This window comes from Streptomyces yamdrokensis (assembly GCF_053890455.1).
Genome location: NZ_CM132679.1, coordinates 7,435,178 through 7,452,030 on the forward strand (window position 1 = coordinate 7,435,178; position 16,853 = coordinate 7,452,030).

Sequence of the window (16,853 nt, forward strand, 5' to 3'; positions counted from 1 at the left end):
TCCTGGACGCCGCCGAACAGGACGCTCGTCGTCGCCGGACGGGCCAGATCCCACGAGTGCTGAAGGCGGTGGCGCGGGCCGCCGACGGAGAGCTCGAACCGGACGAGAGCCGGTCGCGCGTCGAGCGAGCCCCGTTGACGACAGCCTCGCCCACAGGCCGCTGCCTGTGAGGGTGCCTCGGATGCCCGGCCGGCCACGGCCGGCCGGCGACAGACCCTGATCCGCCGTGGGTCAGACCGGCGCCGGCGCCGTCCGCCGCTCCGGGTGGAGCCGCAGCCCCTCCGGCATCAGCGTCAGCCGCTCGGTCACGCGCAGCCGGTAGGCCGGATCGGGCCGCAGTTCGTAGCGGCGCAGCAGGAGCCCGAGCACCAGCGTCGCCTCGTGCAGCGCGAACTGCCGGCCGATGCAGGCCCGCGCCCCGGTGCCGAACGGTTTGAAGGTGTGCGGGGGACGGGACCGTACGGCCGGTGCGTCGAAACGGTCCGGGTCGAACCGCTCGGCGTCCGGGCCCCACACCGCGGGGTCCCGGTGCAGCATCGGCGTCAGCACCATCGTCCACGCTCCCTGCCGCATCGGATGTTCCCCCGCCAGCACCGTGTCCGCACGGGCCTCCCGGGCGAAGGCGGGCGCGGTCGGCCACAGCCGCAGCGACTCGTCGAGCACCCGGCGTACGTACCGCAGCCTGGCCACCTGCTCGTAGTCCGGTGCGGCCGAACCGCCCCAGACGCGGTCCACCTCGCTACGGGCGCGGTCCGCGACGTCGGGACGCAGGGAGAGGAAGTGCAGGGCGAAGGAGAGCGCGCCCGACGTGGTCTCGTGACCCGCGACCAGGAAGGTGATGACCTGACGGCGGACGTTCTCGGACGACAGCCGCTCACCGGACTCGGGGTGAGTGGTGTCCAGCATCCGGTCGAGCAGGTCTCCCTCCCCGCCGCCGTCCGCGCGCCGGATCCGGACCACCTCGCCGACGATGCGGTGGAGACGGTCGATGTCTGCCGCGTTGCGCCGGCTCGCGCTCCGCAGCAGGAGCGGGACCAGCGGCGCGGGCACCGCGTTGAGCCGTTGTGCGTAGCTGAGCGTGCCGACCATCGCGGTGACGAAGGGATGCGGCCGGGACCGCTCGAACGATCCGAAGTCGTGTCCGAACCCGGTGCGCGCGATCGTCTCCAGCGTCAGTTTGGTCATGTCGCCGGGCACGTCCACCGACCGGCCCTCGGTGACCGCGCGGTCCCAGCGGCCGGTCAGCCGCTCCGCCACGGCCAGCATCATCGTGTGATAGCCCGCCATGGCCTCGCGGTTGAAGCCGGGGGCGAGCACGTCGTGGGCGAGCTGCCAGTTGGGCTCGTGGTTGTACGCGGTGAACAGGCCGTCTCCCGCGACCGGTCGCAGATTGGCCACGCCCAGCCCCACATGCTTGGCGAAACGCGTCTCGTCGGCCAGATCGGCCGCGAGGTCCGCACCCGACACCAGGACGAACTCCTTGCCGAAGGCGTTCCGCCGGAAGATCGGCCCCAGCCGGCGTGCGAGCCGCATCGAGTCCTGCACGGGGGCGCGTCCGCTCGAGCCGATGACGTCACCGAGGAGCGGGAGCCGGTAGGGAGGACGCGGAATGCGGTGCAGCGCGGGCCAGCCCTGCTCCGCACCGCGAAACCCCTTCGGCAGCACGGCCGGTGTCGTGGTCTCCGCCATGCTTCCCCCTCCGGTCCGGCAGTGATTGCGACGCGGGGCGTGCCCACCGAACCCGTGTTGTACGCAGGTTCAATACGCTTTCCCAGTCTGGTCCCGTTGCTGAACCGGCGTCAAGTAAGGTGCGGGAATGGCCGCGAACGAGGGCCGGCGCACGCGGCGCCGGCTCAGCACCGAGGAGCGTCGCGAGCAGCTTCTGTCGGCCGGGGCCCGGCTGTTCTCGGAGAGTCCGTACGACGACGTGTGGATCGAGCAGGTGGCCGAGATCGCCGGCGTCTCGCGAGGTCTGCTGTACCACTACTTCCCCACCAAACGGGACTTCTTCGCGGCGGTCGTGCAGCGCGAGAGCGACCGGATGCTGCGCATGACCGCCGCGGTCCCCGGAACTCCCGTACGGGAGCAGCTCGCGTCGGGACTCGACACGTACCTGGAGTACGTGGCGACACACACGCACGGCTACCGCGCTTTCCACCGCGCCGACGCGGCAGGGGACCTGGCGGTGCGTCGGGTCCATCAGCGGGCTCTGGCCGCGCAGGAGCGGCAGATCCTGGCAGCGCTTGAGGGGGACCCGGAGTTCGGCCCGGTGCTCGGACGGCGGCCGGACGCGCGCCTCGCCGTGCGCGGCTGGCTGGCCTTCACCACCGCGGTCTGCCTGGAGTGGCTGCGCGGCTGCGAGCTGAGCCGGGAGCAGGTGCGCGACCTGTGCGCACGCGCCCTGCTCGGCATTCTCGCGCCCTGAAAGGTCGCACGGAGGTCACGCGGCCCGCTTGGCGTACGCCTCGATCTTCGCTAGATTAGGCAAGGCTTACCTAAGAGGAGGTTCGAGGATGGGTGACGACACGCACGGCTGGACGGCCGGACCCGGCGCGGCGGAGCGGGCCCGCTCCGTGCTCGCCGCCGCATGGTCCTGCGCGGTGACCGCGGAGGGCGCGCGCGAGGAGTTCGTCGGCGCGCACGGCGTGGCCGACGACGGCCGCGTCCTGCTGCACGTGCCCGAGGACAGCGCGCTGCTCACCGCCGCGATCTGTGCCCCCCGCGGCGAGCCGTCCGCCGTGCTGGAGTTCGCCGACGTCGCGCCCGTCCCGGTGCGCAAGAGGGTCCGTGCCCGGCTGTGGCTCGCCGGCTGGTTCGCCGTCGAGGACGGCCGTCTCGCCTTTTCCCCCACCCGGGTGGTACTGCGGCGGGAGTCCAAAGCCGTCGTCGTCGATCCGGGCGAGTTCGCCGCGGCGCGACCCGACCCGCTCGCCACCGCCGAGGCCCGGCTGCTGACCCACCTCGCCGACCGTCACGGCGACGCGGTCGAGCGGCTGACCCGCCTGGTCGACCCGGACAGCCTGCACGGCGTGGTCCGCGTCCAGCCGCTCGCCGTCGACCGCCACGGACTCACGCTGCGCATCGAACGCGTTCGTGCGGGCGGCGACGTACGGCTCCCGTTCCACCGGCCCGCCGACGATCTCGGCCAGCTCACCGAACGCATGCACGTCCTCCTCTCCCGGGCGAGCGCCGTCACCTGCCCCCGCCCGCTGCAACGGCAACGCGCCGACGGCGACGGCTGAACCGCGGCCGCACCTGCGCGACCGTCCCCGTCCGCCCCCGCCCTTGACGCCCTTCGGCTACCAGTCACCGTCCTCCACCGGCTTGCCCGGCACGTCCCCGAGCTGCTTCACCTGGTGCGGCGACGGGGGCTGCCAGGGCTCGTGGTCGTCCCCGAGCCAGTCGCCGACCGGCTTCACCGACTGGAGCGGGTCGCCCGGCTCGAGGTCCTGCGCGTCCTGGTCGTAGTAGTCGAACCAGGGCAGTCCCGCCCGGGTGTAGGCGGCCCGGTCCACCGGGGACGGCGGCGGGGCCTCGCCCGTGATGCGCCGCCACTCGGGGGGCGTCACCAGGTGGACGAACACCCGCCCCGAGGGCTGCTCGGCCCAGTCCGCCGGCGGCCGTTCGTCCTGGTAGACCTCCTGGCGCATGGAGCCGCCGACACCGAGACCCATCGCCGCGGCGGGCCGGGGCGCGCCGCGGAACGCCGTGGGGGCCCCGAGCGGGGCGGGCGGCGCCGCCGCGGCGCGCGCGAGACCGTACCCCCCGGTATGAGCCGGCGGCCGGGCCGCCCGCCGCCGCTCCAGCCGCTCCTGCTCCGCCCGGCGCCACCGGGCCAGCGCGCCCTCGTTCAGGGCGAAGGACCGCAGTTGGACGCCGCCCCACACCTCCTCGCCCGTGACCTGGCCCTCCACCGTCGCGCCCAGGCCCAGTGGCACGGCCACGAACTGGCGGACCGTGCCCTTGCCGGAGTTGATGCCGTCCAGCCAGCGCTGCCGGGGCAGCACCACGTAGTTCTGCGGTGAGCGGACCAGGCGGTCGCTCCACGGGCGGCCCGAGACCGCGCACACCTTGCCGACCCCCACCTGCAGCGCGGCCGGCTCACTCGTCCCCGCGAAGCTCAGCCACATCGCCTCGCGCAGATACACCGGCAGCATCACACCGCCGCGTGCCCGCCAGGCCTCGGGCACCGAGTCCGCGTAGTCCGCGACCCGCCGCACCGGGAACTCGCCCAGGCCCGGCGGCAGGGCGTGCGTCCCCGTCTCGGGCAGCCGCAGCGTACGGATGAACCGCACCGCCGCCCCGCCCGGCAGCCGCAAGGTGTTCCCGTCGATCCGCACGCTGGTGCCGGTCATCCGCGCGCCCCCTTCGTGTGCTCGTGCCCACGGCGTACCCGCCCGCCGCCGGCTTCCCTCACTGAGAACGCCCGAAGCCGCCCCGGCGGTTCCGGCGCGGCAGGCCGGGAACGCGCAGCCGGTCCCGCGTCCGGGTGATCCGCGGCAGGCGCTCCCGCTGCTCACGCGTGTGCCGGTCCAGCTCCTCCATCAGCCGGTGCGAACGGTGCTCGGTGTCCATCTCGTCCAGGATGCGGTCCGCCTCGGTGAGCAGCGCGCCGTACAGCTGCCACTGCCGGGCGTCCGCGCGCACGTCCTCCAGCAGCAGCCGGGCCAGCCGGTCGCGGGTGGTGGCGGCCTGCCGCAGTTCGGCGCTGAGCCGCTCCTCCGCGGACTCCGCGCTCTCACTGACGCTCGACGTGACCAGCACCGCGAAGCTGACCACCGCGTCGGAGATCTCGGACAGCAGCTGTTCGACGAGGGCGCCCGTCTCCGGCTGGAACAGGGGGCCCGGCTCGCGTTCCTTCGCGAGGTCGGTGAAGGTGCGCGCGAGCACCCGCAGGACGACCGTGCAGATCTCGAGGGTGTCCAGTCCGGTGCGCAGTACGATCCGGTTCAGCAGGCCCTCGCGCACCCGCGGGTTGAGCCGCAGGCTGTCCTCGGCCTGCCGGAGGTCCGCGTCCACCTCGGAGATGTCGTGATCGAGCCGACGGGCCTCGTGCAGCCGGGCCGCCGCTTCGTGGTGGGGCGTGTGCTCGGCGGCCTGCTCGCCCAGGCGCAGCATCAGCTGCCGCACCCGCCGGGCCAGCCCTTCGATCGACTCGCCCGCCTCCTCCACCCACACCGGCGGGGCCAGGAGCAGGTTGAAGGAGAGTCCGACGACGGCGCCGATCACCGTCTCCAGGATGCGCGCCCACGCCATGTCCCCGACCGACGTCACACCGAGCACCAGCATCGCGCTGATCGCCACCTCGGGCACGAACTCGTGCACGCGCACGATCCGTCCGACGATCAGCGACGCCAGGATCAGCAGGCCCAGACTCCACCAGGTCAGGCCCACCAGAAGACTGAAGAGGATGGCGACGACCACCCCGGCCACCACCGCGTTCACCCGGCGGAAGCCGGTGGTGAGCGTGGAGTACAGCGTGACCTGGACGACGAGCAGGGCCGTCAGCGGCGCCGTGAGCGGGGCGGCCTCCGGACTGAACCGCAGCGCGATGACGTACGCGACCGTCGCCGCGGCCGCCGAACGGGTCGTCTGCACGGCCACCGGATCCCGGTGCTGCCTGACGAACTCCTTGACCCGTGCCGTCCACTCACGTACCACTCGCATCCTTCGACGCTTCCCTCTCACCGGAAGTGCCGAACGTCTTCGGCGGATACCACGGCCACCCGGGGGAAACGACGAGGCCCGCGGGCACCCCGCGGGCACCCCCCGGGAGAGGCCCTCCGGGGGCGCTCACGGACCGCCGGTACGGTCGGCGCCGCCGGGCGTCACACCCTGTCGAGGAAGCCGTGCAGATTCCCCAGGGTGCGGGCGATCTGCTCGTCCAGGGTGAGGGACTCCTCGATCCGCATCCCCGAATCCGGCACCTTCCTGCCGCGCAGATACAGGGAACAGGCGAGGTCGGTGCACATGTAGGCACCCACCGAATTGCCCTCGCGCCCGGCGGCGCCCGCCCTCCGCGCGGTCATCAGGGAGACGCCCCCGCGCGGATGGGTCGTCAGGCACAGCGAGCACATGCTGCGGTGCAGGAAGCCACGCCGCGCCGGCTGGAACCGCAGCGCCACCCCGACCAGACGTCCCTGGTCCGCGCGCTCGGTGACCAGGTAACTGCGGTCTGGCGCCCCCGGATCCCGCCAGCCGAGGAAGTCCAGATCGTCCCAGGCGAGCTCCCCGAGGTCGCGTGGCACGAACAGGCGCTTGGCCTCACCCTTCGAGCAATTGACGAAGGAACCGCGGACGTCCTGTTCGGTGAGTGGTTTCATGGGGATCTCCGGGGTTCTTTCGGTACGGCTTGCGAAACCAGGAAGACCCGGGTTTCCGTCCCACGGTAAGGATCCGAAAGGTGCCCGAGCCAACTGTTTTTCCGGGAGCGCCGGGACGGTCCGGTCGGGCACCGGCCGGACCGGGCCGTCACGGCTTTAGTTCACTACATTAAATAAGGGTGCTGAAAAGTCGCGCCGAGGTGGCTCCCGGCGGTATGTTGCAGCTCGGGCAGGGGGTCGGGAGGAGCAGCCACATGACGGGGCGGAACGGGCGCACGGTACGCGACCTCAGACGGGCCAACCGTACGGCCGTGCTGCAGCGGCTCTACTTCGACGGACCGCTCAGCCGCTTCGAACTCGGCCCGGCGACCGGGCTCAGCTCCGGCTCGGTGAGCAACGTCGTAGCCGACCTGATCGGTGACGGCCTGGTCGAGGAGGCCGGCAGCATCGACTCCGACGGCGGCCGTCCGCGCACCCTGCTGCGGGTGGCGCCGGTCAGCGGCCACATGATCGGCGTCGACGTCGGCGAGACCCGGGTCCGCGTCGAACTGTTCGATCTGACCCTCGCCGAACTCGCCCGCGCCGAGCGCCCGCTGGAGCAGCAGCGCTACGAGGTCGACGCCGTCGTCGACCACATCCGCACCGGAATCACCGAGGTGCTCGCCGCCGCCGCTCTCGACCCCGAGCGGCTGCTCGGTGTCGGCATAGGCGTCCCCGGCATCGTCGAGCACACCCCGGACCGGGGCGCCGTCGTGCACGGGCAGACCATCGGGTGGGACGCCATCGAACTGGAGTCCCTGCTGCGCGGCGGCCCGCCCCTGCCCGACAGCGTCCCCTACTTCATCGACAACGGAGCCAGGACCCTCGGCCAGGCCGAGATGTGGTTCGGGGCGGGACGCGGCGCGCGCGACGCCCTCGTCGTGCTCTTCGGTTCCGGCGTCGGTGCCTGCCTCGTCGCCCCGGAGGCGGAGCACGGCCGCGCGGTCGAGTGGGGGCACCTGACCGTACGGGTCCGCGGGCGGCGCTGCCGCTGCGGTGCGCTCGGCTGCCTGGAGGCCTACGCGGGCGCCGAGTCGCTGCTCGCCCGGTGGCGGGAGGAGGGTGGCCCGGTTCCCGAAGGCACCGACGAGGAGACGGCGCTGACCGCGATGCTCGCCGCCGCCTACCCTCCCGGCGGGACCGCCGCCGACCCGGTCGCGCTCGGCGTGCTGGAGGAGACCGCCGAGTACCTGGGCGCCGGCCTGTCCGACCTGATCAACCTCTTCCAGCCCGAACGCATCCTCGTGGGCGGCTGGGCCGGTCTCCAGCTCGGCTCCCGCTTCCTGCCGGCCGTCCGCAGGCACGCCCTGTCGTACGCGCTGCGCCACCCCGCCGAGAACGTGACGATCGAGCTGGGCAGCCTCGGCCCCGACGCCGTCACCGTCGGCGCCGCGATCCTTCCGCTCGCCGACTTCTTCGCCCGCGGCGGACGCCGCCCCGGCCCGGACCCGCAGTCCCCGCCCCCCGCCTGGCGCAGAGCCCTGCGGGAACGGACGCCGCGCTGAGGGTTTCGCCAGGTGCCGCGGCGGTACCCGGCGGGGCACGCGTACGGACGTAGGCGCAGGAAAGAAGGGAGCGTGCCGTGACCGACCACCGCCACGAAGGGCCGGGAGAGAACGGCCAGGGAGTCCCGCGGGATCTGCCCGACCAGCAGGCGGGCGAGGGCGAGGACCCGTGGGAGGTCGCCCCGGGCGTCGACGAGGACGCAGCGGAGGAGGAGTCCGGAAACGACTCGGGCGAACGCCGGCCCGACGTCCCCGACACCGACGAGGCCGGGACCGGCCGACGGGGCGCGCCGCACTCGGCCTCCGCCGACCCCGAGCAGCCGGTACCGGACGAGTCCTCCGGATAGCGCGCAAAGGGAAAGCCCCGACCGTGACGGGGGAATCACGGCCGGGGCGGCTCGATGGCGGGTACGGAAGGCGGTCGCCTCGCGGCGAAGGCTCCACAGGGCTTCAGCCGGACGATCGTCCCTGTGGGCGAAAGGTGTGGCCCGGGAACACTGTTCCTTCCGCACCCACGTTCTCTTCAACGGGGGCCGGTCCCGGTGTGTTCCGGGTGTTCCGGTCGAATGTTCCGACTTTGCGGTGATCTGCGTCACTCACCCGGTCTGCTCGCCGGCCCCTGCCGCCACGCGTTCCCGCACGGGCGCACCCGGGGATCCGCCGGTCCAACCGCCCCGGTGCCCCGCGCGCGACCCGCGCTTGTCCGGTTTGCGCTCTACGCTCGTATGCATGACCGAAAGCGTGAGCCCGTACATGGCCCATCCACGGATCATGGTGCTCGGTGTCCAGCCCGGTAAGCCGCCGTTCCGGATCGTGGAGATCGACGGAGAAGTGATCGGCGAGGCCAGGGCCATCACCGACGTGCTGCTGGTCGCCGCCGCGTTCGGGATCACCGTCCATGATCTCGACGACCCGGACGTGGTCCGCTGGGTCGGCGGGGACAAGCACACCTGGACCGTGCGCCGGTAGACGTCCGGACGTCGCGGCGGACGCCGGTTGCCGCGCCGGCGCCGCCGCCCGGGTCATGCCTGAGTCCTGGTCCTTGTCCTGGACTTCGTGTCGGCCCCCATCCTGGCCCTGCCCTTTACGAGACTCCGCAGCTTGCCCGGTGCCCTGCCCTTCGGTGTGCTCTTCGGTTCGGCGGCCGGCCTGGTCCCGCTCGTGGCCTTCCCCCTCGGCTCGCTCCCGGCCCTCGGCTTGCGTGCGTGCACGGCCCGGCCGAGCCGGCGGCCCAGCAGGAGGTAGCCGATCAGCGCCCCGCTGGTGTTCAGGATGACGTCGTCGATGTCGAAGGCACGGCCGGTGATCAGCGCGCCCTGCGCGAACTCGACCAGCAGCATCACGGTTCCGGTCAGCAGCAGCACCTGCATGAATCCGCGGGTGCGCGGCGCCAGCACCGGAGCGAGGACGCCGAAGGGCACACCCAGCAGGAGGTTGCCGCCGACCTGGCGGACGGCGTCGCGCAGCGCGGGCTGGTCCAGGTAGGCCCGCAGGGAACGGCCGGGATGCAGATTGGTGTGGATCAGCGCCTCGGAGGCGGGCGAGGGCTGCAGGGTGACCCGGGCCAGCGCCACCGCGAAGACGACCATGAACGCGAAGGCGCAGAGCATCGCCAGCAGCCGGACCGGCAGCGGGAGCGGACGCCGCTCGCTCCCGCCCCCGGTGCCGCGTCCGGCCGGGGGGCTGCCCGGTTTCCGGCGCCACCCGAACCGTGAGTGTGAGGCTGTACGGGTCATTTCGTTCTCCGGTCGTCGACTGCTGTCATGGATGGGACAGGCCGGTTGCCCCGTGGTGCCGTCTTCACGCCCGGCCGGTGCGGATGTCCCTGTCGGTCAGTCGCCGTAGGAGACCTCCACCTTCGTGAACCCCAGGGAGCGCAGCAGGCCTTCGAGCATCCCCGTGGTGTTGCTCTCGGCACGGGTGGTCAGCTCGCTCTCCTTCGCCGCGGCGCCGATGTGCCGCACCGCGAGCTTCTGCACGGCCTGTTCGCTGTTGGGGTTGCCGGAGAAGAGGTCGCCGAGACGGTCGAGCAGCCCGCGCTCCTTGGAGACGGCGTAGGAGCGTTCGGGGTCGAGCGCGGGAGTGCCGAGGCGGGCGTGCGGCAGCCGCAGGGTGGCGGACGTACGGTCCTCGTTGACCTGCACGTCGTCCTTGCCGAGCCTGCCGAGGTCGACATAGGCGTCGACAGTGCCCGCCCCCACGTACAAGGTGCGGGTGCCGCGGATCGCGTCGGGCAGGAATTTGGTGTCCTTCTCCAGGTCCACCACCACCTGGAAGTTGCCGGTCGCGGCGTCGTACCGGCTGATGTCCTGGATGGACTCCAGCAGCGCGGGACCGGAGCGGTCGTGGGTCTCCGTACCGAAGAGGTCCTTCAGACCCGGCAGCACGCTCAGCCGGATCCCCGCGAAGAGCACGGCGAGCACCACCACCACCGTGGTGAGTACCTTCGCCCAGCCCGGCATGCGCCCCGGGAGGCGTCTGATGGGAGTCGTCATGGGGACTGCCCTCCTTCCTACTGACCAGATGCCCCTCACTTCACCCAACAGACAAGTGGGTTGAGGTTTGAAGGACACCCTGGGAGCACGCGGGGGCGCACGGCGTACGGGGAGTGCCCGCGCAGGCATGAGGAGTCGTCGAAACGATGGCGGAAGGGGACACCGGACGGTGCTCCGCGGCGGCCGGACGGCGGCGGCCCGAGGGCCCGGGGCCAGTAGCATGAGCCTTCCGGTCGACATGATCATTCGAGGAGCCGACCCGTGCGAGACATCGCCGTGTTCAGCGGCAGCGCCCACCCGGAACTGGCGACGGAGGTCTGTGCGCATCTCGGCGTGCCGCTCAGCCCCGTCCGGAGCAGCAGGTTCGCCAACGACTGCCTGGAGGTGCAGCTGCTGGCCAACTGCCGCGAGCGCGACGTGTTCCTGGTGCAGCCGCTGGTCAGACCGGTGCAGGAACACCTCGTGGAACTGCTCCTGATGTGCGACGCGGCCCGTGGGGCATCCGCCTCCCGGATCACCGTTGTGATGCCGCACTACTCCTACGCACGCTCCGACAAGAAGGACGCCCCACGCATCTCCATGGGCGGACGACTGGTCGCGGACCTCCTGGTGGCGGCCGGAGCGAGCCGTGTCCTGGCGATGACCCTGCACGCGCCACAGGTGCACGGATTCTTCTCGGTGCCCGTGGACCATCTGCACGCACTGCGTGAACTCGCTTCGCACTTCCGGCAGTACGACCTCAGCCGCACCACCGTGGTCTCACCCGACCTGGGCAACGCGAAGGAGGCGGCGGCGTTCGCCCGTCTCATCGGAGCGCAGGTCGCGGCCGGGGCGAAGCAGCGGTTCGCCGACGACCGGGTGCGGATCAGTTCCGTCATAGGTGAGGTCGCCGGGCGGGACGTCATCGTTCTGGACGACGAGATCGCCAAGGGCAGCACGGTGCTCGAACTTCTCGACCGGCTAAGGGAACTGGGCCCCCGCTCGATCCGAGTGGCCTGCACCCACGGCCTGTTCGCGGCCGGGGCGCTCAAGCGGCTGGGCGAGCAGCCCGACGTGCTGGAGATCGTGTGCACCAACACGGTTCCGGTGCCCGCCGAGGAGCGCACGGACAAGCTGAGGGTCCTGTCCATCGCCCCGGCGCTCGCCGAGGCGGTACGGCGCATTCACAACGGTGAGTCCGTCAGCGCCCTGTTCGACGCACCGCCGACCGCATAGCCCGGCTGCCCTGCCCCCCCCCGCTGCCCGTCATACCGGGCCCGGCGTGGCCTCGGACTGGTCCAGAGCCGCCTCCAGGGTCGGTCGCGGAGGCAGCAGCCGGGCCAGGCCGGTGATCCGCAGCACACGCAGGGTCAGCGCGTCCGTGCACACCAGGTACAGCCTTCCGTGCTGCTCCAGGACCCGCTGCCGTGCGCGGTACAGCAGGCGAAGACCGGAGGCGTCCAGGAACTCCACCCGGGTCAGATCGATCACGACGCGGCACTTCGGGGCCGAGGTCGCCGCGTCCAGGTGGGGGACGACCTCCACCTCCGCGACGATGTCGATCTCGCCGCGGAAATCCAGCACCGTGTACCCCCGGTCCTGACGGACGCGGAGAAACCGGGTCGGCGGTGCAGGTCGGTGCCGCACCACGCCATCGCCTCCAGCCTGCTTCGTGCACGGATTGGTCCCAACGCCATTCCCCGCACTGCAAGTTACCCCCAGGAGCCGGGATGTGGGCATGTTTGATCGTCATATGTCTTCGAATTGCGACCGAGTCCTTCTGGTTCCGGCCGGTCCGGTGCGGCATGGCACGGTGCTGGGCGGCCAGGACTCGCCTGGGCGATCAACTGACTATATAAATCAAGTCACTTGTCGGTACGGCATCTCCTTCCCGGCATGACGGAACCCTCGCTTCCACTACCTTCCGAACTTGATCCTTTTGCGGTCGGGACCAATAAGCTCCTTGTCGTCGCTGCGAGTTGAAGTGATCGCGCCGCGTCGGTTCGCGATACACACCCAGAGGGACCTCGCCCGCAGGATGGGCGAGCTGCTCGGCACCACTGTGCGCCTGGAGGAGCACTCTGGACGAGTGCTCACCGACGGCCGTCGGACCCGTCTCCGGTCCTGAGCGCTACTACGTCCTCACCGGAGGGCGCAGCGGACCGGGCGGTTCGGCGTCGAGTCTCGACGTGGCGACCCTCGTCGTCTCCCGCTCGGCCCCTGTGCCGGGGATGCAGCACGAGCACGAGGAGATCGTCCGGCGCTGCCGTGAACCGCTCTCCGTGGCCGAACCCGGCGCCCGCCTCGGGCTGCCGTTCAACATTCTCGCCGTACTGCTGCCGGACCTGCTGGACGGAGGCCGCGTCGAAGCCCGTGACCCCGTTCCGGCCCACAGCGCAGGCCGTGGGCCCGACCTCGCGCTCCTCGAGGAGGTACTCAGTGGACTTGAAAGGCTTTGACCAAGCCGGTCGGCAAAAGGCCGGGGACACCCGCTCGGTGAAGGTGATGATCGCCGGCGGCTTCGGCACCGGGAAGACCACGATGGTCCGGTCGGTCAGCGACATCAAGCCGCTCACCACCGAGGAGACCCTCACCCGGGCCGGCGCCGACGTCGACCGGCTCGTGGGCGTCGCCGGAAAGACGGAGACCACCGTCAGCCCGGACTTCGGCAAGATCTGCACCAACGACGGCCCGGTGCTGTACCTGTTCGGCACGCCCGGCCAGGAACGCTTCTGGTTCCTGTGGAACGGGCCGTCCAAGGGGGCGCTCGGCGCGGTCGTGCCGGTCGACACCCGGCGGCCGGCCTCCAGTTTCCGGGCGATCGCGGAGAGGGAACGGCAGAACGTGCCCTTCGTCAGCGCCCTCAACGTCTTCCCCGACCCCAGGGACTGTCCGGTGGACGAGATCCGGGACGCCCCGGACATCCCCGGGCACATCCCGGTCGTGTCCTTCGACGCACGCGACCGGTCCGCCAGCCGCGACGTGCTCGTCACGCTCATCCACCATCTGCGGGACCGCTCGGCCGTGGCCGCGGAGTCCCGGTGGGCGACCCGGCCGGGGAACGACCCCGGCGCCACCCGAGGCTGCCCAGCCGCCCACCACGGCGTGGCCCTCGCCCGGCTGTACGGGCCGGACCCGGCCGCCGATCCGGCCGGCCTCCACGAGCGGCTGCGCAAGGAACACGGACCGGTCGCGCCGGTGCCCCTGGAGGGCGACGTGCCGGCCTGGCTGGTGCTCGGCTCCCGGGACACCCGGCGGGTCCTCGACGACCCCCGTCAGTTCACCCGGGACACCCGGATCTGGCGCGACCGGCGTGATGGGCGTGTCGCGGACACCGCACCGCTTGTCCCGATGCTCGGCTGGCGCCCCGACTGCGTCTCCCAGGACGGCGAGCCGCACCGAAGGCTGCGCGGGGCCGTCACCGACGGGCTCCAGGCCGCCGCCGGCCGCGGTGTCCGCAGGCACGCCACGCACTTCGCGAACAAGGAGATCGACGCCTTCGCGGACACCGGACGCGCCGAGTGGTTGTCGTGATCTCCGTTACTGCGTAAGCCACTTGAGGTGCATGCCGCATCAAACGGCGTAGGGAATCAGTGGACTTGCCACTGATTGAATCCCGGGAACGGGGAAAGGCGCCCAGTACAGGCCGGGGAGCCGCCCCGACCCGTGGACGGACCCGGACCCTGTGGAGGAGACATGTCGACCGTGCCTGCGGCAGTGGTGGTGCTCGACTGCGCCGAGCCCGAGAAACTCGCCGAGTTCTACCGCGAGTTCCTGGCGGCGGAGGTGGTGGAAGCCAACGCCAACCGGGTCGAGATCCGGGCCGCCGACGGCTTCCGGATGGCACTGCGCCGGGACGCCAACGCCACCGCGCCGAGTTGGCCGCGCCCCGAGAACTCGCTCCAGGCGCACCTGGAGTTCGAGGTCGACGACCTGGACGCCGCGGAACGCCGGATCGTGGGCCTCGGCGGCCGCCCGGTGGAGACGAAGGACGCCACGGGCCCCTTGGAGGAACGCGGCTACTCCGATCCGTCCGGGCACTCCTTCACCCTGCGCTGCGATGTGCCGGTGGCGCCGAAACTGGGCTGACCCGCTCCGTACGGGGCCCCGGCACCGAGGGGTGCCGGGGCCCCGTACTGCGGGACAGGCCGAAGTCAGGCGTTCCCCTTGTCGCCGGCGGGCCAGGAGCCCGTCGAGCGTTCGATGGCCTTGGCGCCCGCCCGGTTCACGGCACTGCGCACCACCGAGAAGATGGCGCCCTGGATCGCGGCGGCCAGCAGGATCTCGCCCCAGCGCCGGTCCCGGTCCAGTGCGTCGGGCGCGTCGTCCTCGTGCCGGATCAGCTTCCACGTCTTCTGGAACGCCATCCCCGCCACGGCGCCACTCGTCCAGCCCAGCGCGAACCCGATGGGCTTGTAGGCCAGGGGCAGCTTCTTCTTGTTCTTCATCTTCGCCACGCGGATCTCCCAGTCGGTATCGGCGTTCGGAAAGTACCTGCGACCCACGTTCCCCGTTTTCCGCCCCGGGCACGGCCCGACCGGGCCCGACCGGGGCATCCCCACGGTGAGGGCGGCAGGGGTGAGCCCCGCCGCGACGGGGGAACGCGGCGGGGCCTGAACCGCGGGTGCCCGCCGTCCGGTGCCTCATGCACACCGAACCGAGGAAAATGCCGGCCGGGCCGCTCCCCGCGGACCCCCGGACGAGAGACCCTAGTCGCGCGCCTCCAGCACAAAGACCGGGATCACCCGGTCCGTCTTCTCCTGGTAGTCGGCGTACGGGGGAAAGGCGGCGACGGCCCGCTCCCACCACCGCGCCTTCTCCTCCCCGGTCACCTCACGGGCCGTCATGTCCCTCAGGACCTGCTTGTCGCGCAGTTCCACCTGAGGATCGGCCTTGAGGTTGTGGTACCAGACCGGGTGCCGGGGTGCTCCGCCCAGCGAGGCCACCACCGCGTAGCGCCCCTCGTGCTCGACGCGCATCACCGGGGTCTTCCGCAGTCTGCCGCTCTTGGCCCCCCGCGTGGTCAGCAGTACCACAGGCCTGCCCTGCAGGGTTGTCCCCTCGGTGCCGCCGGAGCTCTCGTACAGCTCCACCTGGTCGCGCACCCACTGCGTAGGGCTGGGCTCGTACTCGCCGTGAAGAGGCATGCCATCCGTCCCGTCGTCGCGGCCCGTGGCCGGCCCGGTCTCCGGGACGGCCGTCGGACCATACGGACCAACTCTTTCCGTATCAGTGTCGGCCGGGCCGTACATGACCTCCGAGGTCATGGCGTCATCGGCGTGTCCAGGACAGAGTCATGACCGTTCCCCGGACCGGAGCCCCCGGCCCCGGCCGTCCCTGGACCCAGGAGACCCCTGCCATGACCGAGACCACGCCGACCCCGGCCAGTCCGATTGCCGCCACCCCGACCCGGACCACCCCGCCCGCCGGCACCCGCGCCACCGTGGAGGAACTGCTGCGCCGGATCGGCCGTGGCGATCCGGACCACGTCGCCGAGCTGTATGCCGACGCCTGCGACTGGCGGCTGGACTGGCCGGAGGGCGAGCACGGCAGCGCCGCGACCCCGTGGATCCGCCACCGGGCCATCCGCGCCGACGTCGCCGCCCACTACCGGGAACTGGCCGCCCACCACGTGCCCGACGTGGCCGCCACCGAGATCGAGCGCATTCTGGTCGACGGCGACGACGCGGTGGTGTTCGGTGAGATCCGGCAGACCGCCCGGCCCACCGGACGCCCGTACCGCGCCCGCTTCGCCCTGCTGCTCACCGTCCGGGACGGCCTGGTCGTCCGCCACCACGTCTACGAGGACAGCCTCTCCGTGCACCGGGCCTTCGCACCGCGGCCGCCGGCCGGATCATAGGCTTTCCGGGTGACCGAACAAACCCGGAAGCCCTTTCTCCACGTCGTCGTCTGTGCCGCAGGTGTCGCCGCTGACGTCGGCAGGCTGATCACCGCCGCGCAGGAGCGGGGCTGGGAGGTCGGCGTCATCGCGACCCCCACCGCCATGAACGGGTTCTTCGACGCCGACGCGGTCCGCGCGCAGACCGGCAGGCCGATCAGGTCCGCCTGGCGCACCCCCGGGGAACCGCGCCCCTTCCCGGCGCCCGACGCGGTGGTGGTCGCGCCCGCCACCTTCAACACCGTCAACAAATGGGCGGCCGGAATCGCCGACACGCTCGCGCTGGGCACTCTGTGCGAGGCCGCGGGGCTCGGTGTGCCGATCGCCGTCCTGCCGTGCGTCGGCGACGCGCTGGCCGCCCACCCCGCCTACCGGGACAGCCTGGAACGGCTCACCGCCGTGGGCGTCCGCTTCGGCGAGCCGTACACCGGGGAGACGACGCCGGACGGCGGACGGCCCGAGTTCCACTGGGAGCGGGTCCTGGACCTCGTACGTCCGCGATGAGTGCGACCGGCGCCGAGTGACTCCGCGTACACCCGCAGACCCCGGGCGCCGGGACCCGCACACGCGCATACGGGAACGGAGAGGGTTGCGCGGCGTGCGTCCGCATTGC

Annotated in this window: 17 protein-coding genes and 4 pseudogenes; 12 read left to right on the forward strand and 9 right to left on the reverse strand. The window is 71.9% G+C overall.

Going from position 1 to position 16,853, the window contains the following annotated elements:
- Nucleotides 1-231 precede the first annotated feature (231 nt).
- The gene (locus ACWZEH_RS32730) at nucleotides 232-1,689 is read right to left on the reverse strand and encodes a cytochrome P450 (protein WP_456194677.1); all 1,458 of its coding nucleotides are present in this window, start codon (nucleotides 1,687-1,689) and stop codon (nucleotides 232-234) included.
- Between the two features lie 127 nt (nucleotides 1,690-1,816).
- Here ACWZEH_RS32730 and ACWZEH_RS32735 point away from each other — a divergent pair, with 127 nt between their 5' ends.
- Nucleotides 1,817-2,425, forward strand: coding sequence for a TetR/AcrR family transcriptional regulator (locus ACWZEH_RS32735; RefSeq protein ID WP_456194678.1), 609 nt, complete (start codon nucleotides 1,817-1,819; stop codon nucleotides 2,423-2,425).
- Nucleotides 2,426-2,513: 88 nt separating this feature from the next.
- Nucleotides 2,514-3,242 (forward strand): DUF2470 domain-containing protein, encoded by a 729-nt coding sequence (locus tag ACWZEH_RS32740; RefSeq protein WP_456194679.1) that lies wholly within the window; start codon nucleotides 2,514-2,516, stop codon nucleotides 3,240-3,242.
- A gap of 57 nt (nucleotides 3,243-3,299) precedes the next feature.
- On the opposite strand, the gene ACWZEH_RS32745 is transcribed toward ACWZEH_RS32740, so the two are convergent.
- The 3 genes from ACWZEH_RS32745 to ACWZEH_RS32755 form a co-directional block, all read right to left on the reverse strand.
- Complete coding sequence (locus tag ACWZEH_RS32745) at nucleotides 3,300-4,355, reverse strand: hypothetical protein (protein WP_456194680.1); 1,056 nt, start codon at nucleotides 4,353-4,355, stop codon at nucleotides 3,300-3,302.
- A gap of 58 nt (nucleotides 4,356-4,413) precedes the next feature.
- Nucleotides 4,414-5,667, reverse strand: a complete 1,254-nt coding sequence (locus ACWZEH_RS32750) for an FUSC family protein (RefSeq protein ID WP_456194681.1) — start codon at nucleotides 5,665-5,667, stop codon at nucleotides 4,414-4,416.
- Nucleotides 5,668-5,828: 161 nt separating this feature from the next.
- Complete coding sequence (locus ACWZEH_RS32755) at nucleotides 5,829-6,323, reverse strand: FBP domain-containing protein (RefSeq protein WP_456194682.1); 495 nt, start codon at nucleotides 6,321-6,323, stop codon at nucleotides 5,829-5,831.
- A 254-nt stretch (nucleotides 6,324-6,577) separates the two neighbouring features.
- On the opposite strand from ACWZEH_RS32755, the gene ACWZEH_RS32760 reads away from it, so the two are divergent.
- From ACWZEH_RS32760 to ACWZEH_RS32770, 3 genes are all read left to right on the forward strand, one after another.
- Nucleotides 6,578-7,867: an ROK family transcriptional regulator gene (locus ACWZEH_RS32760; RefSeq protein ID WP_456194683.1), complete on the forward strand. Its 1,290-nt coding sequence runs from the start codon at nucleotides 6,578-6,580 to the stop codon at nucleotides 7,865-7,867.
- Between the two features lie 77 nt (nucleotides 7,868-7,944).
- A complete protein-coding gene (locus ACWZEH_RS32765) occupies nucleotides 7,945-8,214 on the forward strand; it encodes a hypothetical protein (RefSeq protein ID WP_456194684.1) in 270 nt (89 codons plus the stop codon).
- A 382-nt stretch (nucleotides 8,215-8,596) separates the two neighbouring features.
- Complete coding sequence (locus ACWZEH_RS32770) at nucleotides 8,597-8,836, forward strand: hypothetical protein (protein WP_456194685.1); 240 nt, start codon at nucleotides 8,597-8,599, stop codon at nucleotides 8,834-8,836.
- A 221-nt stretch (nucleotides 8,837-9,057) separates the two neighbouring features.
- Here ACWZEH_RS32770 and ACWZEH_RS32775 read toward each other — a convergent pair.
- A pseudogene (locus ACWZEH_RS32775) lies at nucleotides 9,058-9,603 on the reverse strand (VanZ family protein); the annotation flags it as partial.
- 96 nt (nucleotides 9,604-9,699) lie between these two features.
- Nucleotides 9,700-10,362 (reverse strand): DUF4230 domain-containing protein, encoded by a 663-nt coding sequence (locus tag ACWZEH_RS32780; protein WP_456194686.1) that lies wholly within the window; start codon nucleotides 10,360-10,362, stop codon nucleotides 9,700-9,702.
- Between the two features lie 261 nt (nucleotides 10,363-10,623).
- On the opposite strand from ACWZEH_RS32780, the gene ACWZEH_RS32785 reads away from it, so the two are divergent.
- A complete protein-coding gene (locus ACWZEH_RS32785; protein WP_456194687.1) occupies nucleotides 10,624-11,577 on the forward strand; it encodes a ribose-phosphate diphosphokinase in 954 nt (317 codons plus the stop codon).
- Nucleotides 11,578-11,607: 30 nt separating this feature from the next.
- Here the strand turns inward: ACWZEH_RS32785 and ACWZEH_RS32790 are convergent, their stop codons facing one another.
- Nucleotides 11,608-11,988 carry an anti-sigma factor antagonist gene (locus ACWZEH_RS32790; protein ID WP_456194688.1) on the reverse strand — a complete coding sequence of 127 codons (381 nt, stop codon included), beginning with the start codon at nucleotides 11,986-11,988 and terminating at the stop codon, nucleotides 11,608-11,610.
- A 441-nt stretch (nucleotides 11,989-12,429) separates the two neighbouring features.
- Here ACWZEH_RS32790 and ACWZEH_RS32795 point away from each other — a divergent pair.
- The 4 genes and pseudogenes from ACWZEH_RS32795 to ACWZEH_RS32810 all read left to right on the forward strand — a co-directional run.
- Nucleotides 12,430-12,800, forward strand: a pseudogene (locus ACWZEH_RS32795) (DUF742 domain-containing protein); the annotation flags it as partial.
- Nucleotides 12,781-13,383: pseudogene (locus ACWZEH_RS32800) on the forward strand (GTP-binding protein); the annotation flags it as partial. The pseudogenes ACWZEH_RS32795 and ACWZEH_RS32800, both read left to right, overlap by 20 nt.
- Nucleotides 13,366-13,863, forward strand: a pseudogene (locus ACWZEH_RS32805) (cytochrome P450); the annotation flags it as partial. The pseudogenes ACWZEH_RS32800 and ACWZEH_RS32805, both read left to right, overlap by 18 nt.
- A 174-nt stretch (nucleotides 13,864-14,037) precedes the next feature.
- A complete protein-coding gene (locus ACWZEH_RS32810) occupies nucleotides 14,038-14,430 on the forward strand; it encodes a VOC family protein (protein ID WP_456194689.1) in 393 nt (130 codons plus the stop codon).
- Nucleotides 14,431-14,495: 65 nt separating this feature from the next.
- On the opposite strand, the gene ACWZEH_RS32815 is transcribed toward ACWZEH_RS32810, so the two are convergent.
- Entirely contained in the window at nucleotides 14,496-14,789 is a 294-nt protein-coding gene (locus tag ACWZEH_RS32815) for a DUF4235 domain-containing protein (RefSeq protein ID WP_456199959.1), read from the reverse strand.
- Between the two features lie 261 nt (nucleotides 14,790-15,050).
- The gene (locus ACWZEH_RS32820; RefSeq protein ID WP_456194690.1) at nucleotides 15,051-15,488 is read right to left on the reverse strand and encodes a nitroreductase family deazaflavin-dependent oxidoreductase; all 438 of its coding nucleotides are present in this window, start codon (nucleotides 15,486-15,488) and stop codon (nucleotides 15,051-15,053) included.
- A 212-nt stretch (nucleotides 15,489-15,700) separates the two neighbouring features.
- Here ACWZEH_RS32820 and ACWZEH_RS32825 point away from each other — a divergent pair, with 212 nt between their 5' ends.
- Nucleotides 15,701-16,201, forward strand: a complete 501-nt coding sequence (locus tag ACWZEH_RS32825; protein WP_456194691.1) for a nuclear transport factor 2 family protein — start codon at nucleotides 15,701-15,703, stop codon at nucleotides 16,199-16,201.
- 9 nt (nucleotides 16,202-16,210) lie between these two features.
- Nucleotides 16,211-16,744, forward strand: coding sequence for a flavoprotein (locus tag ACWZEH_RS32830; RefSeq protein ID WP_456194692.1), 534 nt, complete (start codon nucleotides 16,211-16,213; stop codon nucleotides 16,742-16,744).
- Nucleotides 16,745-16,853 lie beyond the last annotated feature (109 nt).

Coding starts and splice junctions, on each gene's coding strand:
- ACWZEH_RS32780 (WP_456194686.1), bottom strand. CDS start 10,362: ATGACGACTCCCATCAGACGCCTCCCGGGGCGCATGCCGGGCTGGGCG.
- ACWZEH_RS32760 (WP_456194683.1), top strand. CDS start 6,578: ATGACGGGGCGGAACGGGCGCACGGTACGCGACCTCAGACGGGCCAAC.
- ACWZEH_RS32825 (WP_456194691.1), top strand. CDS start 15,701: ATGACCGAGACCACGCCGACCCCGGCCAGTCCGATTGCCGCCACCCCG.
- ACWZEH_RS32750 (WP_456194681.1), bottom strand. CDS start 5,667: ATGCGAGTGGTACGTGAGTGGACGGCACGGGTCAAGGAGTTCGTCAGG.
- ACWZEH_RS32740 (WP_456194679.1), top strand. CDS start 2,514: ATGGGTGACGACACGCACGGCTGGACGGCCGGACCCGGCGCGGCGGAG.
- ACWZEH_RS32810 (WP_456194689.1), top strand. CDS start 14,038: ATGTCGACCGTGCCTGCGGCAGTGGTGGTGCTCGACTGCGCCGAGCCC.
- ACWZEH_RS32770 (WP_456194685.1), top strand. CDS start 8,597: ATGACCGAAAGCGTGAGCCCGTACATGGCCCATCCACGGATCATGGTG.
- ACWZEH_RS32820 (WP_456194690.1), bottom strand. CDS start 15,488: ATGCCTCTTCACGGCGAGTACGAGCCCAGCCCTACGCAGTGGGTGCGC.
- ACWZEH_RS32745 (WP_456194680.1), bottom strand. CDS start 4,355: ATGACCGGCACCAGCGTGCGGATCGACGGGAACACCTTGCGGCTGCCG.
- ACWZEH_RS32755 (WP_456194682.1), bottom strand. CDS start 6,323: ATGAAACCACTCACCGAACAGGACGTCCGCGGTTCCTTCGTCAATTGC.
- ACWZEH_RS32815 (WP_456199959.1), bottom strand. CDS start 14,789: ATGAAGAACAAGAAGAAGCTGCCCCTGGCCTACAAGCCCATCGGGTTC.
- ACWZEH_RS32730 (WP_456194677.1), bottom strand. CDS start 1,689: ATGGCGGAGACCACGACACCGGCCGTGCTGCCGAAGGGGTTTCGCGGT.
- ACWZEH_RS32735 (WP_456194678.1), top strand. CDS start 1,817: ATGGCCGCGAACGAGGGCCGGCGCACGCGGCGCCGGCTCAGCACCGAG.